This is a genomic window from Clostridium sp. CTA-17 (assembly GCF_054767895.1).
In genome coordinates this window covers 78,743-95,126 of the sequence record NZ_BAAABF010000002.1, presented here as the reverse complement: position 1 = coordinate 95,126, position 16,384 = coordinate 78,743, and the positions used below count along the sequence as shown (strand labels likewise).

Sequence of the window (16,384 nt, the reverse complement as noted above, 5' to 3'; positions counted from 1 at the left end):
CTAGGACACTAGCAATTTAGGTAAATTTACTACTTTTTCAAATAGAATGTATAACTAACTTAAAAGTATTTAATTTATAAATTTAATTATTTAAAAACTTCCATTTTGAGTTGTATTTTTCTTTAAAAAGATTTCAGTACTCTTTAATATATCCTCTGATATAATTCTATTTATTGTATTTATATCAAAATCTTCATCACAAACTCTAATGCTTTGTACTCTTACTAAGCTATCTAAAAATTGCTTAATCATAAGACCATTTTTAAGTGCTAGCTCTCCCATTCTCTTTTGTATATCTCCAATAGCATTTTCTAAAGCAGATTCAGCTTCTTCATCTAAGGTAAAACCTTTCTTAACTAAAGTGCTTAAAGCTATGTCATATAATTCTCTTTCATTGTAGTTTCCAAAGTCAACCCAAATAGGGAATCTATAATTTAATCCCTCATTAGTTAAAATAAGGTCTTTCATCTTGCCTCTTATTCCACCAAGAACAATAACTATTCTATTGCTATTATTATCTATGAATTTTATAAGATCAGATACTATTTCATTGTATCTTTCTTCTCCAAAGAAAGTATTCCATTTATCTATATATAATATTTTTCCAACATGTTTATTTAATATATCTTCAACTTTCATGCCTGAATTAATCATTGCCATAAATTCATATTTATCTATTTGAACTATGTTTTTTGCCTTAATTATACCCATACTATATAGCATTTCTGAATATATATTTAAAACTGTCTTTTTACCTGTTCCACTTTCTCCAGTAAAGACCATATTCATATACTTATTTAAATCAACTTGAAAACCAAGTTTCTTTCTCTTTTCTCTGATTTTCATAAGTTTATATTGACCTCTAAGGAAATCCTTAAGCTCTTCATTTCCAATTAAATCATTTAACTTCTTCTCTAAATCAAAGTGATTATCATATTTTATTGCATTCATAGCCTTTATATCTTTTGTGTTTATAAGGTTCATTTCATAAACACTTATATCACTTTCTGCAATTCTAATACTTTGATTTCTTATAAGTTGCTCAACATAGTTTCTTACCATTCTTCCATTTCCTGATTGAGCATCTGCATTTTCATATATCTCAACGAAATTTTTTTTAAGTTCTGAATATCCATTTTTAGAAAGTTTAAATCCTTTAGCTTCTACTAATTTTATTGCCATTTCTAAAAGCTCATTAGGATTATAGTCTTCAAATTTAGTCCAAAGTGGGAATCTTGATCTTAATCCTATGTTAACATCAAAGAAATTCTCCATTTCTTCTTCATATCCTGCTAAAATAACTATTACTTCCCTTGAATAGTCCTCTATTAATTTAAGAAGTGTCTCTATAGCTTCTCTACCTATGGAATCATTAGCTAAAGTATATGCTTCATCAATAAATAAAACTCCACCTAATGCTTCTTTAAATTTCTCCTCAGTTTTCTTTGAAGTTTCTCCTGGAATATCTGAAACAAAACTTGATCTATCTGTTTCAACTAATTGTCCAACCTTTAAAAGACCCATGCTATTTAACATTTCAGCTACTAATCTAGCTATACTAGTCTTTCCTGTTCCAGGGTTACCTGCAAATATCATATTTAAATTTTGCTCTATTTTCGTATTTACACCAACAGATTTTCTCTTTTCTTGAGCTACTATAAGCTTATATTGGCTTCTTAAAAATTCCTTAACCTCTTCAAGACCTATTATTTCTTTTAACTTTTCTTCTAAATCAAATTTTGCACTTACCTTAAAGTTAAAATTATCTTTTTCTAGAAGATCAATAGCTCTCTCCTTATTCACTAAATACTTCTTAGATGCATCCATTATTGCATTTTCTACAATATTTCTAACAAATCTGGCATTTCCTAAATCACTTTTCCCAACCATTTGGTTTTTAGTAAATAATTCAATAAGTCCAGCCTTTGCACTTTTAGCTATTCTATATCCCTTTGACTTAGCAATATTAACTGCTATTTCATACATCTCTAAAGGATTATAGTCCTCAAACTTAATTACATTTGGAAATCTTGATTTTAATCCTTGGTTGAAACTTAAGAAAGTTTCCATATCCTTCTCATACCCTGCTAAAATAACAGTTATGTTATCTCTGTTATCTTCTATTCCTTTTAATAAAGCATCTACTATTTCACGGCCAGCCTTATCATTTTCATCTGTACATAAGGAATAAGCCTCATCTATAAATAATACTCCACCTAAAGCTGATTCTATTATTTCATTAGTTCTTCTTGCTGTATTACTAATTCCTTCCCCTATAAAATCTGCTTTACTAACCTCTTTAAATATATTTTCTTTTATCATGCCTAAGGCGTATAAATACTCAAAGGTTATTCTTGCTGCATTGGTTTTACCAGTACCAGCATTTCCAGCAAATATCATGTTTAATGAGATTTGTGTAGTCTTTAATCCAAGTTTCTCTCTTATTTTTTGAACCTTAAAGTTATTTTCAATCTTATCTATAAACTCCTTAAGCTCTTTCATACCAATTATAGATTCTAATTTATACCTAACCTCTTCTAAGGTTGGATTACTATACTTACTTAAATCATAAACTTCATCATTTGATTTACAAAAGATTTCATCATCTTCTACATATATAAGTAATCTACTATTTGCTTCTATAGCTTCCTTTCTAATTATATTAATTATAGGCTTACAAATCTTATATGATATGTATTGATCTAGGCTTAAACTTCCTTTTTCTCTAAAGTTATCTTCTATATAAGGACAAACCCCTGCTCTTTCTTCTATATCTGGATTTTCATCTACTCCTATTATTATGTCAATATCAAAAAGCTCCTTAACCTTATTTATTTCTTTTAATAGCTTTTTCTTTATTACTTTATTTTTGTCCTTTTCGCTTAAGGCTTTTCTATATAAGGTTTTGTCTTTATTTATTAAGAATTCATTATCTATTATTTCAAAGTCCTCATCTTTATCCTTGTTATAAAGGAATATGAAGAATTTATTATTACAAATAATTTTATTTACAATATCCTCATCAATTTCTTCAGCTTCAACTAAAAATTTATTTTTTATTACATAATTATCTTTTAGCATTATACATGAATTAGGGCTTATTCCTGAAAGAACATTTAATATATCTTCACTTGCTTTATCTGTATTTTTAAATACTAAACATTGAGAGTCATTATTTAATTTTTCATATAAATCTGTTAAAAAGGCATTGTACCCTAAATTAAACTTATATGCAGCTAAATCAATCTCATCAATTTTACTATTTTTAACAAACTTATAATAATTAAGTTCTTTGAAAAAGTATTTTAGTACACTATTTTTAAATATGTCTCTTTCCTCTACTATAAGCAATATACCTTTACTATCTTCCTCTATTTTTTCTTTAAAGTAATTACATAACTCTTTATTGAAAGTTTTTTGTCCTATAAATTCTTCATTTAGCTTTTTTTCTATTTTAAAAAATCCATTTTCTATAATCTCTTTATTCACCATATCTTTTCGCTCCACAAAGAATATATTATGAAGCCTCCTCCTTTTTCTTTAATGTTTATTCTCTTAAAATACAACCTTTCTCTTTTGATTTTTATTTATTATATATTTTCAATCTCTATAAAGGTTTCATTATATGTTATTTGTCCACCCATATCAGAGATTCCTGATTCAGTTAAAAAGTTTGGATTCCCATGTTTCTTCCACCAACCAACATACATTAAAGCCACATAATCTTGAACTCCATTATCTAAGGAACAAATTGCTGTAATCTCTCCTGCCTTTGATTTTAATTTAACCTTTTCTCCACAAATTAAGGAAAACTTTCTTATCATATTCTCATTTAAATATACTTTCGCCTTTTCATTCACATCTATATAATGCTGACTTGATAATGAATCTTTAGAATGATTAGTAAGCAATCTAAAACAGTTTCCTTTTATTCTAGGACTTATATATGTTGGTGTTAAGCTTCCGCACTCTTTTAAAGCCCTTTTAGAAGCAAGTTCAAATTTGCCAGAAGGTGTTTTAAACTTTTTATTTTCCCAAGCTACATCATCATAAACTGTAAAAGGATTATTTTTTAAATAATCTAAGCTTATATCTTTATTATATCTCATTAGAGGTTCAATAACCTTACTTAAATATTCTTTTTTAGATAGGATTGGATATCCTTTTAAATTCATTCTTTTAGCTAGTTCTCTAAAAAAGTAGTATTCATCCATAAGTTTTTCTCTAGGTTCTATTATCTTTTCATTATATATTAAATAAGGGTTAGTCATTGAACTAAAAACCATATCCTCACTTTCTAAAGTATTGGTACAAGGAATGAATAAATCACACTTTGAAGCAGTATCTGTCATAAACATATCAAAACAAACTTTAAACTCAACTTTATCTATACTATTATTTAATCTATTTAAGTTTGGAAGTTGATTCATAAGATTGCTATTAGTTATTACCATCATTTTTATTGGTGCATTAGAATCCTCTATACTTAAAGAATATTTTTGTGGTTTTTCTATAAACTCATTTATATTAGAAACATAAAATCCTCTATTTTCTCCAACCTCTCCACTTTTAAATGGATCTAAATCTAAAATTCTACTTAATACCTTATTTGCGTAATTTACTCCACCGCCTCTAACTCCAATTTGACCAGTTAAAGCACCTAAGGCATCAATAGCTCTTATGGTATTTCCACCATTTTTATATTTTTGCATTCCATATCCCAAATATATGCTAGAGTTTTTTTCACAATAGTATTTAGTTAGCTTTTCTATATCCCTTATTTCTATTCCACATTCCTCACTTAAATAATCCAAATCAAAATCCTCTAAATGAGCTTTATATTCTTGGAATCCTAAAACATATTTATTTATAAAATCATTATCTTCAAGACCTTTAGAAATTATTATTTTTGCCATGGCCATAGCTAAAGCTCCATCTGTACCAGGTTTAATTTTTACATGAATATCTCCAAGCTTTGCACTTTGAGTATTTATTGGATCTATAACTATTATTCTGCTCCCGTTTTTCTTTGCCTTATTTAAAATTGCCATAGTATGTATAGTTGTATTTGCAGGATTTTTACCCCATAAAAATATGTTTTTACTATTTATCATATCCTCTAAGGAATTTGATACAGAATCTCCAAAATCATATTTTTGAGCTCTCATTCCAGCACTCCAGCAAGGGCCTCCTATAGCTTTACTTACACCACCATAAAAATTAAAAAATATATCCTCTATTCCCTTTAGTACTCCACCACTTCCATATTGGCTATAATATAATATTGACTTAGAAGAATACTTCTCTTTTATAGATTCAAGTTTTTCTTTCATTATTTCTAAGGCATCTTCAAAGGAAATCTCTTCCCATACTCCATTATTCTTTAAAAGAGGAGTATATATTCTATCTTTATGATTCAATCTTTTTAAGTGAGCTATTCCTTTCTTACATATGAGTCCCCTTGTAAATGGATGATCTTTGTCACCTTCTATTTTTAGAATTTCACTTCCTTCTTTATAAACATTAAATTTACAACAATCAAAGCAATCCAATGTACATCCGTGACTTAATACTTCCATAATAACTCCCCCTTATATTTTATTGATTTCATACATCTTTAAACTACGTACATAATAAAATTCCTCTATTTCTAATTTAGTCTAATTTTATATGAATGTTCCTTCATTAACAACTATAAAATCAAAAATTACTATTAAAAAATAAAAACAATTTAAATCATAATATAATATTTTTATCTCATATTAAATTGAATTTAACTATAAAAAAATAGATTTTTTATGAATTAAATTTAGAATAATATTCATATTTTCTAAAAAATCTAAATTATCTGACAACAAAATTTTGAGTTTTTTATTAAATTTAGTCAAAAATTATGATAAATTTCTATTTTTAAAAGTAAATTATTCGTATATAATATAAATGACGATATCTTTAGTATTTACGATTGTAAAATATTTTAAATAAGCATTAAAAAAGGAGATAGACGAATGAACGAACAAAATCATGGATTAGGTATTATAGCTTTAGAAAGTTGCACAGAACTTGGTAATGCTATAGACAAGCTTATACAAGAGAAAAGAAATTGTGAGGAATCTTTTTTAATAAAAACTGATGAGATAAGATTCTCTAATGGTGAAGGAAAGGTTAAAATACCTCAATCTGTAAGAGGAAGAGATATATACATTCTTTGTGATATAGGTAACTATAGTTGTACATATAAAATGTTTGGTTTTGAAAATCATAAGGGACCAGATGAACATTTCCAAGACATAAAAAGAACAGTTTCTGCTATAAGAGGAAAGGCTAGAAGAATAACTGTAATAATGCCTCTTTTATATGAATCAAGACAACATAGACGTAAAGGAAGAGAATCTCTAGACTGTGCTTTAGCACTTCAAGAACTAGAAAGATTAGGCGTTGATGAAGTTTTAACTTTTGACGTTCACGATCCTAACGTTCAAAATGCTATCCCACTAATGTCATTTGAAAACTTCTACCCAACTTATGATATAGTTAAATCTTTAATTCACAATGAAAAAGATTTAGAGCTTGATAAGGAAAAATTACTTGTAATAAGTCCTGATACTGGTGCCATGGATAGAGCAATCTACTATTCAAGCGTACTAGGTGTTGATGTTGGTTTATTCTACAAAAGAAGAGACCATTCACGTATAGTTAATGGTAAAAACCCAATAGTTAAACATGAATACATGGGAAGAGACGTTGATGGAAAAGATGTCTTAATCGTTGATGATATGATAGCTTCTGGAGAATCTGTACTTGATATTGCTAAAGAGCTTAAAGGAAGAAATGCTAGAAATGTATATGTTGCTACTACTTTCTCATTCTTCACTGAAGGTTTAGAAAAATTCAACAAGTTCTTCAATGATGGAATAATTAAGAGCGTTTACTCAACAAACTTAACTTATATCCCTGAGGAATTAAAGGCTGCTCCTTGGTTTAAAGCTGTTGATTTATCTGATTTTATCGCAAGAATAATAAATAGATTAAACTATGATAAATCTGTAGCATCATATATGGACGCTACTCACATAATTCAAAGATTATTAGACGAAAAATAATATTCTTAAATTAAGTGCTCTGCTTTTTAGCAGAGCACTTTTCAATCTATTCAAACAAAAATTCTAAAACATGTTTTGCTTCTTTATGATTAAATGCATTATTATAAATATCATCTAGCTTATTTTTTATTTCTTCACCTTTCGCTAAGAAAGCTGTTCCTTTTGCTACTTGATTTTTGTAATTTAAAGCAATCTTTTTAATCTCTTCTTGGTGAATTTTATCAACATCTCCATCAATATATGTTGTATAAACATCTATTATTTCATCATCTTCCCTACTTGGAAAATATTCATGGGGAGCTGTACTATCAAAAATTGCAAAGTTAAGTTCTCTACTTATAACCATATCCTTACTATCTGGATCAAATGCACAATTATATACTTCCACATCATAACCTAATTCTATTACTTCCTTAGCTATTTTCTTTAGCATAGTTGACTTTCCTGTTCCAGCTCTTCCTTTTAAAAAGTATCTTTTTACCCCTTCAGTTATACTAGGAACAGAATCCTTAGAACCACTTGGTGTTGCTCCACCTAAATATCTTTCAACAGATTTGCCCTTTGACTCTTTTTTAACTGCTCCCTCTGTTAGTAAAGAAATTACATGATTAGTAAATTTATTTGCCTTTTCAATATTTAAATAAGGAAAATAAATATCTTCCCAATAATCATGTATCTTCAAAGCTTTTTCGTATTCTTTATGAGTATTTTCCATACAATCTTTAAATTGTTCTTTTAGAATTTTTATAGTCTCTTCATTTTTTTCTATTTCATCTTTATCTAAGAATACATCTAAATCTATAACTTCAATATTATCACCAACTAAATTCATAAATCCATGAAGAGGAGTTCCATTTACTACTGCAATTTCTTTTTCTCTTAGTATTATTCCCTCCATTTCATTATTATCTATAGTGCTCACAATAACTTCTAAACTTAAAGTATCACTATATTCATCTATAAGTTCCTTTATAATAGCAGTTTTAAATATATTGCTTCCTCCATTTAGTGAATAAATTTTCTTGACCCCTTGAAATATAGAATTGTAAAGTGGCCTAAATCCTTTTGCTGTATTTCCTGCTCCATAATAATAAACTACATTTTTCATTTTCTTCTCCTTAATATCTAATATAGCTCTTAACTTATTATATTTTTAAATTTGTAAATAAGTTACAGCAAAGAAGAGAGATGATTTTATTTTTATAAAATCATCTCTCTTCTTTATATTAAGTAATATTTACTTAAATCATTCTTCTCTATTTAATTAAGTTTATTAATAAAAAAATAGTTATTGTATTTCACATTAATAATAATTTATCTTTACTTATTTTGTTTTATTATCACTATTTTGTGAATTATTCGTTGAGTCTGAAGAATTATTATCACCTACAGGTGTATTTTTAATTACTTTAAATGCATATCCATGTTCTTTATAGAATTTTATTATTGAAGGTAATGCTTGTACAGTTTCTTTTTTAGCTGCTGCATCATGCATTAATAAAATTACATGATTTAAAGATTTAATATTCTTAGCTGAATTTTGAACATATTGCTCTACTGTATAATGTCTTCCAGTTGCATCCCCTGTTTCCGCATCCCAGTCTATACTAACTATATTATCTTTTGCAAAAGCCTCATCTAAAGCTTTTAAGTTAGGATCTCTATAATATCTTCTAGACATGTATCCACCTGGCATTCTAATTACTCTAGCATTAAAATTATTTCCTAATACACTTTTCATTATTTCATTGGTCTCATTTAATTCACTCATAAATTTATTTACATCTACTGAATTTCCTGGATATAATGTTTTATAATCATGTGAAAAACTATGCCCTGCTACTGCATTTCCTTGATCAATTTCTTGTTTTAATAACTCTTGATTCTCTTTATTATCCTTTAATGCAGATCCTATATCAAAAAATGTAGCATGTACATCTTCTTCCTTTAAAATTTTTAATATTTCTCTTGTATTTTCACTTGGACCATCATCAAAAGTTAAAAATATTTCTTTGTCAGTATTTGTAGATTTTCCTTGAAGCATTTTTTCAACTTCATCTGCACTAACTGCATAAGAATCTGCCGCATAAATTATATTCCCATTTGGCATTATGTCAGTTGGCTTTGGTTTTTCTTCTTCTTTTTTAGTTTGCTCTTCTTTAACTGATGCTAAAGCTTCCTTATTAGCTTTATTGCTAAATAATGACTTTATTCCACAACCTACACCTACAAGCACCACAATACCTGCTACAGCAACTGCTATTCTTCTTTTTAAATACTTATTATGTTTTCCATTACTTACTTTGTTACTCACAAAATTCATCTCCATGTCTATATAAATTAAATTATTAATCTCTCATTATTATAATAAAACTTTATAAAAACATTTTTGTTACAAATTGTTTAAATTTAATTCATATTAAATTTAATAAGAAAAATAGAGCTATATGAAAATTTCATAATCAGCTCTATTTTAAACAAGTATCTGTATCAAAATATAATAAAGCTTACAAACATATTCCAAGAATTACTAGATTTTAAGTGAAAGTCCAAATTTTAATTTGGAACCTTAAACTTATCCAATGGAACTTTAGTTACATTGGAGTCATTTGAATAATCATTACTTCGAAGATATAACTAAAGCTTCAAAACTTAAGTGAAAGCCCAAATTTTTAATTTGGATTCTTGAACTTATACAATCGAACTTTGTGAGATTGTATTCCTAAGAAATTAACAGTCTCAGCTTCTTAACGTGATATCTTCTACGTAATAATTTAAATTCTAAAGTTCATCTAGATATTCTCTTCATACTGTTTATAAGCTATATTAAAAGTTATTTTGATGCAACCTATAAACTTTATAATTATATTTAATCACTTAATTTTTTTAAGAACACATGCTGACTTTCTTATTACATCATAAAAATGTCTAGCTTCATCCCTTATTTCTTTTCCTGAAAATTTATTATTAACCAGAACTCCCCAAAGGCCCTTAGGAAGGTTTATTTTAACTTGATTATTATTACTATTAAAAACTACTATGAATTCATTATTATGATCTTTTAATCTATAAGCAACTATACCTTTTTCATTTATTCCTAACTCACTCTCTATAAATGAAATTTTTTCTCTTATTTCTTTGTTACTTTCTAACCTAAATAAAGGATATTCCTTTCTTAATTCAATTAATCCCTTATAGTATTTAAATAATTCCATATACTTTACTTTTCTAGTCCAATCAATCTTATTTACAAAGTCATTAGAATTATAACTATTTTCAACAAATTCTCCTTTTTCATTAATTTTAGTTCTTAAAAGCTCCTCTCCTGAATGAATAAAGGGTATTCCTTGAGATGTTAAGAAAATAGCAGCACTTAACTTATTCATTTCTATTATCTCTTCTTCAGAAGCATTTTCACATACAATTTTAAGTTTATCATGTAATGTATTATTATCATGGGCAGAACAATAATTTACTGTCTGATAAGGTTCATTTGCCCAAGGAGAATCTGAATAATTTACTTTATCATAATCCACTCCTTCATGATAAGTAGACGCTACTATTCCAAACTTTATACTCTCTTCAAAGTCTTTCCCACCATTTACGAAGCCTCCTTCTTTAAGATGTGCTACATGTCCTTTTATTCCATCTCTCATATCATCACTAAAAGCTGCTATTTGTAATTTATCAAATTTCTCTATATTACATTTAAAACAAGCTTCTTCTCTAGGTAGTGGAGATTCCCCTCCATTCCACCCTTCTCCATATATTAATATTGAAGGATCTATTTTATTTAATTCTTCTCTTATTTCCTTTAAGGTTTCAATGTCATGTAATGCCATTAAATCAAATCTAAAACCATCTATGTGATATTCTCTTGCCCAATATTTTAATGAATCAACCATATATTTTCTTACCATAAGTCTTTCTGATGCTAATTCATTACCACAGCCTGAACCATTAGAAAAATTTCCAAAATCATCTTGTCTATGATAATATCCTGGATAAGATAAATTTAAATTAGAGTTTTCTCCTGAATAAGTATGATTATATACAACATCCATGACAACTCTTATTCCTGCTTTATGAAGTTTAAGTACCATTTCCTTGAATTCTTTAATCCTTGCTTCACCTTTATATGGATTTTTAGAATATGAACCTTCTGGTACATTATAGTTTACAGGATCATATCCCCAATTATACTGTTCTTCATCCAATCTCTCTTCATCAACTGTTCCAAAATCAAAAGAAGGTAAAAGATGTACATGGGTTATTCCTAACTCCTTTAAATGATCTAAAGTTGTTTTTACTTCTGTACCAGGAACTTTTGTATTTTCCTCAACTATTCCTAAAAACTTTCCTCTATTTTCTAAAGAAACCCCTGAACTTTTATCAATTGAAAAATCTCTTATATGCATTTCATATAAAATTGAATCTACAGGTTTTTCAAGTGATGGTTTCTTTTCATTTTCCCATCCCTTAGGATTAGTTTTCTTCAAATCAATAACCATAGCTCTATACCCATTAACTCCTAAAGCTTTGCAGTAAGGATCAACAAAATCATGCTCAAAATCTTCTCCTACAATATGGTAATTATAATAAACTCCATTTAAATCTCCCTTTTTTACTATTTCCCAAAGTCCATTGCTTTTTTTATGAAGTAAATCTCTTCCTATTAAACTCTCTGTATTTCCATCTCTATAAAGTAATAACTCTAAGCTTTTAGCTTCTGGTGACCATACCCTAAAAATAGTCTTATCTTTATCATAAATAGCTCCAAGTTCTCCATCATAATAAAACTTATCATTAAACTCTTTAGAATTAAAATTTTTTCTCATAAAATCCTCTCCCAACTCCGGTAACGTTTCCAATTAATTGTATACAAATTACAATCAATTTAATTATATTAAAGTAGTAATTAAATTTCAACTAAAAGCTAATTATTGGTTCTTATTTGTATTCATAAAAAATAATCTAATAATATATTCATAATATCAATGAGGTAATACTACATGAAATGTTTTAATTATATTATAGATCCACCTGATAGTTTTTTTAAGATTATAATAACCATATTGATATCCTTAATTCTAATTTTAGGTTTCTTCTTAAACAATATATTCATAGCCATTGTTGATGGCTCTTCAATGGAAGATACTATTCATCACGGTGATGTATTAATTATAAATAAAAAATCCTATTCCACATCTTCTCCTCAAAGGTATGATATAGTAAATATTTATGCCCCTTGTAAATATGATAATTTTCTAGTTAAAAGAATCATAGGTCTTCCTGGTGATACTATTGAAATAAATGATTCTGAAGTATATGTAAATGGCAATAAAATTTATGAACCATATATAAAAGAAGAAATGAACCTTCCTTATTATTTAAAATTAAAAATACCCAAGGATAAATTCTTTGTTATGGGTGACAATAGAAATATCAGTTTAGATTCTAGGTATTTTGGACTAATACAAGGTACTGATATTCAAGGCAAGGCACTATTTAAATATTGCTGCAAGAACCATAAATTTAAATTATTTTAAATTAAACAAACTAGAGAGAATAAAATATCACTCTAGTTTGTCATAAACTCTTTAATTTAATTCTTTGGTAATACCCTCTTTAACCTCTTTAACTTTCCACGATTCTTTATCTACTAAATACTGACATATAAATGCAGGCTCTGGCTTTCCCTCTGGATAATAGTATTTGTTCACTATAAAACCATAACTATTATCTCCTAGGTCATAAATATCCTCAGATTTTAACTCTAAATACTGATCCTTTTTTACTACACCAAAATTCTTTACTGTTTCTAAAGCTTTATTTGCTAATTCTTTATTATTTTTTTCAGAGAAATCAGTTTTTTCTTCTTTATTTTTATCTTTTTTACCAAGTTCCTCTTTATCAAGCTTTTCATCTAAACTCTTTAATTTAGAATTTCCACTTGCAATTAGCTCTTTAACATTTTCCCCCAAATAAGAAATGTTTTTAAGAGATTTATTTAACAAATCCCTTGCTTCTGATATCTTACCTTCACTCTCTAAATCATTAACTTTATCCATACTTGAATAAAAATCATCTAGTGCACTCTTATCTTTACTTATTTCTTCTTTTAAACTAGTAATATCCTCTTTCATCAACTCTTCATTTTTATTTTCTTCTAATTTCTTCAAACTATCTAAGGCTACATCTAACTTAAACTCATTATATGCTTTAATAGATATTACATAATTATATGTTAAATCATATAAACTTTGAGCCTCTTCTTTATCCTTTGACTCCTCTTCACTTGCCGCTTTAAAAATTGCTGTAGCTTCTTCATAATTTCCTTGTTTTATGGCTGCTTTACCTTGTTCTACTAAACTTTTATTTCCACACCCAAACAAAAAACTTAAACTAAATAATAAACCTACAGCTACAACTATTTTCTTTATCATATTTTCACTTCTCTCCCCTATTTACCATTAATAAAATACAGTCTTCACAAAGAAATTAGGTAGAATTTCTCTACCTAATTTTAATTATTTTTTATATTTTACATATGCTCTTAAAACATCACTAAACTTTTCATTTTTTAATGTATCAATTACAACACCAATAACTTCATAACTTGAAGTTTCTCCATTATCTTTTCTTATTGATCTTAGTGTTTCCTCAACATCTTTTGCAATTATATTTATATCTGATTTATTAAGTGTGAAATTTAAATCACTTGCTGCATTAGATAAGCTTGTTGATAACTTTTCAATTTTAAATTCTTCAATTCTTCCGTCTTTTTTTATTATGTTCATAAATATCCTCCCATTGAATTAGTATAATTTAGTAATTCTTAAGTTAAGTATAACATTTACATTTTATTCTTAAAAGATAAATTTATACTAAAAGACAATAAATAAAAGGCTATTCTTCAAATTTTAAAATCATATGTTATGAATTAAATTAAAAGCATATGATTTTTGAATAACCTTTTATATAAATTAACTACTATTTTATTTCTATTGAATTGCTAGTACTTAGTATTTTGTCATACTTGCCTATTTGACCAACTGAAATATTTTTAATATTTGAAGGAATTTCAGTGGTTGTTAATGTATGTTCATCTATAAAATTAGTTTCTTTAATCTTTCCATTTATAATAATTTTGCTCTTATAATTAAAATTATCACCAGTTACAGTTAATATATCATCTTTTATTTCATAATTATTTAGAGTTATTTCCTTTAATCCCATCTTCATATTGGTTTTTTCATATTTATTTTTATTTTCATTTAAGATATATTTATTTCCAAATAGCATGTCATATTGAAGAAGTTCAAAATCTTCTTTGTAATTCTCATCATCCTTACATGCATTATGAAAAGTAGGCATAACTCCTGCAACCATATTAAGCTTTTCTAATATATATGTTGTAAACTCCTCTGCTTCCATATTTACATTTTCCTTTTGTAAGCCAATATTATCCCATATAAAGAAGTCAGCTAAATATTTATTTCCATCTTTTAATACACTTTCATCATCGTTTATTATCTTTAATGAAGGTAAATGATCTCCAAACATAGCTATTACTGTAGGTTCTCCTGAGGATTCTACATAATCCATAAGCTCTTTTATGTATTCATCAACACCTCTTAATTTATCTATGTAACATTGAAGTTCATTTTTTTCTTCTTGATTTAAATTTCCATCCACTGTATAATTTTCAAAATCTGAAGAGGAATATCCCCCATGACTTTCTACAGTTACATTATAAATAAACTGAGGCTTTTCATTATTAGCTATTATATCTGCTATCGGCTCTATATTTAAAACATCCTCTGGATATTGCCAAGTAGCATTATTAGGTTTGTCCATATACTCCATAGATATATATTTATCAAATCCTAAGTTAGGAAATACTGTATCTCTATTATAGAAATTCCCTTCATAATTATGTATAACATTTGTTCCATAGCCATAATCATGTAATATGTAAGCTAAACTTTCAACAGGCTGTTTTTTTAGTATATTATTATTAGGTATTTCACCTACTGGTAAGTAATCAGTACTTAATCCAGTTAATACTTCAAATTCACTTCTAACGGTTCCCCCTCCATAAGTAGGAACCTTTAAAAACCCATTTGTTGATTCACTAGCTATTTTTCTAAAGTTTGGTATAGGATCCTCTGTAAAAGTTAATCCATTTATTCTCTCTAAATCCATAAATGATTCTAATTGAACAATTATTATATTAGGAAACTCTAATGGCGTAGCAGATGCCATTTTAGTATCATTACTAGCTAATTGTGCATCTTCAATTATATCATTCTTTATTTTTTCAATAGATGCCTTAGTATAATCACTTGGCTCTTTAACTTTAAATCCTGCTGCTGTATCTAAAAATGAGTACATAAACCCATTTCTCTCATATGAAACTGGCAAATCCCATCTGTATATTTCTATATGCTCTTTTGCAACTCCATAAAAAGTTCCTATAACTAAAATAGATAATGGTAGAATTATAAACCCATAAGGGTTAATCACTTTATTTCTACTTTTATATCTTTCACTAAACCATAATACTACTAGTATTGCAATTATAACTACTAAAGCTATAACAACATATTTAAAAATATTCAAGTTTAAATAATTTCCCGCTATAGCTAAACCTTCCTTAAAAGAAAACATATCTGCCCATATAAGTGGTGTTCCTCTAAAGCCTAGTATTACTCCGCTTGCTATATAAAACCCCATAAGAATAGTGCTTATTATTACATAAACCATTCTAGTCTTCTTAAATAAAAAAGCAATTGAAGTAATCATTAAAAATATTAAATAATTTAATACAAATACTGTTGTTTGATTATGTAAAAAATTCTTTCCATTTTCAATAGATCCTCTATGAAATGCTTCTCCTAAAAATACTAAGAAAAAAGATAGAGTAATCCAAATAAATAAGTTAATCCCCAAATTTTTCAAAGTTTTTTTATTTCCCCAAACCTCTTTAAAGTACTTTTTGTTCATTTTATGCCTCCCTTAGAACGAATGTAACAAACTAAGACTTAATTAAGAATTTAATTTTTAAACATCTATTGATTATTCTAACTTATTTAAGAATTTTATGCTATTTTAATTTTGTTAATAATCGTTAAATGAATATTATTCATATTTATCAATATAATATAATTTCTGTATATAACTTTATTTATTGTATTTTATTTCATCACCATTATTAGAAATTTTTATATATTTTAACCATCATTAAAACTAAAACTTATAAATTTACACTAATACTT

At 27.0% G+C, this 16,384-nt stretch carries 10 protein-coding genes; 2 read left to right on the top strand and 8 right to left on the bottom strand.

What is annotated here, in order from left to right:
* Positions 1 to 90: 90 nt before the first annotated feature.
* Positions 91 to 3,492 (bottom strand): AAA family ATPase, encoded by a 3,402-nt coding sequence (locus tag ACYUCG_RS04745; RefSeq protein ID WP_283683039.1) that lies wholly within the window; start codon positions 3,490 to 3,492, stop codon positions 91 to 93.
* A gap of 98 nt (positions 3,493 to 3,590) precedes the next feature.
* The gene (locus ACYUCG_RS04740; protein WP_460268210.1) at positions 3,591 to 5,579 is read right to left on the bottom strand and encodes a molybdopterin-dependent oxidoreductase; all 1,989 of its coding nucleotides are present in this window, start codon (positions 5,577 to 5,579) and stop codon (positions 3,591 to 3,593) included.
* Positions 5,580 to 6,008: 429 nt separating this feature from the next.
* On the opposite strand from ACYUCG_RS04740, the gene ACYUCG_RS04735 reads away from it, so the two are divergent.
* The gene (locus ACYUCG_RS04735; RefSeq protein ID WP_003455967.1) at positions 6,009 to 7,103 is read left to right on the top strand and encodes a ribose-phosphate pyrophosphokinase; all 1,095 of its coding nucleotides are present in this window, start codon (positions 6,009 to 6,011) and stop codon (positions 7,101 to 7,103) included.
* A gap of 46 nt (positions 7,104 to 7,149) precedes the next feature.
* On the opposite strand, the gene ACYUCG_RS04730 is transcribed toward ACYUCG_RS04735, so the two are convergent.
* The 3 genes from ACYUCG_RS04730 to pulA form a co-directional block, all read right to left on the bottom strand.
* Positions 7,150 to 8,211, bottom strand: a complete 1,062-nt coding sequence (locus tag ACYUCG_RS04730) for a PRK06851 family protein (protein ID WP_283704601.1) — start codon at positions 8,209 to 8,211, stop codon at positions 7,150 to 7,152.
* A gap of 216 nt (positions 8,212 to 8,427) precedes the next feature.
* Positions 8,428 to 9,417, bottom strand: coding sequence for a polysaccharide deacetylase family protein (locus tag ACYUCG_RS04725; protein WP_139933612.1), 990 nt, complete (start codon positions 9,415 to 9,417; stop codon positions 8,428 to 8,430).
* Positions 9,418 to 9,976: 559 nt separating this feature from the next.
* The gene (pulA, locus tag ACYUCG_RS04720; RefSeq protein ID WP_460268209.1) at positions 9,977 to 11,941 is read right to left on the bottom strand and encodes a type I pullulanase; all 1,965 of its coding nucleotides are present in this window, start codon (positions 11,939 to 11,941) and stop codon (positions 9,977 to 9,979) included.
* A gap of 174 nt (positions 11,942 to 12,115) precedes the next feature.
* Here pulA and lepB point away from each other — a divergent pair, with 174 nt between their 5' ends.
* On the top strand, positions 12,116 to 12,652 hold the full coding sequence (gene lepB / locus ACYUCG_RS04715; RefSeq protein WP_240298477.1) for a signal peptidase I: 537 nt from the start codon (positions 12,116 to 12,118) through the stop codon (positions 12,650 to 12,652).
* 51 nt (positions 12,653 to 12,703) lie between these two features.
* On the opposite strand, the gene ACYUCG_RS04710 is transcribed toward lepB, so the two are convergent.
* The 3 genes from ACYUCG_RS04710 to ACYUCG_RS04700 form a co-directional block, all read right to left on the bottom strand.
* The gene (locus tag ACYUCG_RS04710; RefSeq protein ID WP_415318842.1) at positions 12,704 to 13,549 is read right to left on the bottom strand and encodes an outer membrane protein assembly factor BamD; all 846 of its coding nucleotides are present in this window, start codon (positions 13,547 to 13,549) and stop codon (positions 12,704 to 12,706) included.
* Positions 13,550 to 13,633: 84 nt separating this feature from the next.
* Positions 13,634 to 13,903 (bottom strand): ATP cone domain-containing protein, encoded by a 270-nt coding sequence (locus ACYUCG_RS04705; RefSeq protein WP_060796591.1) that lies wholly within the window; start codon positions 13,901 to 13,903, stop codon positions 13,634 to 13,636.
* Positions 13,904 to 14,096: 193 nt separating this feature from the next.
* Complete coding sequence (locus ACYUCG_RS04700) at positions 14,097 to 16,112, bottom strand: LTA synthase family protein (protein WP_460268208.1); 2,016 nt, start codon at positions 16,110 to 16,112, stop codon at positions 14,097 to 14,099.
* Positions 16,113 to 16,384: the final 272 nt, after the last annotated feature.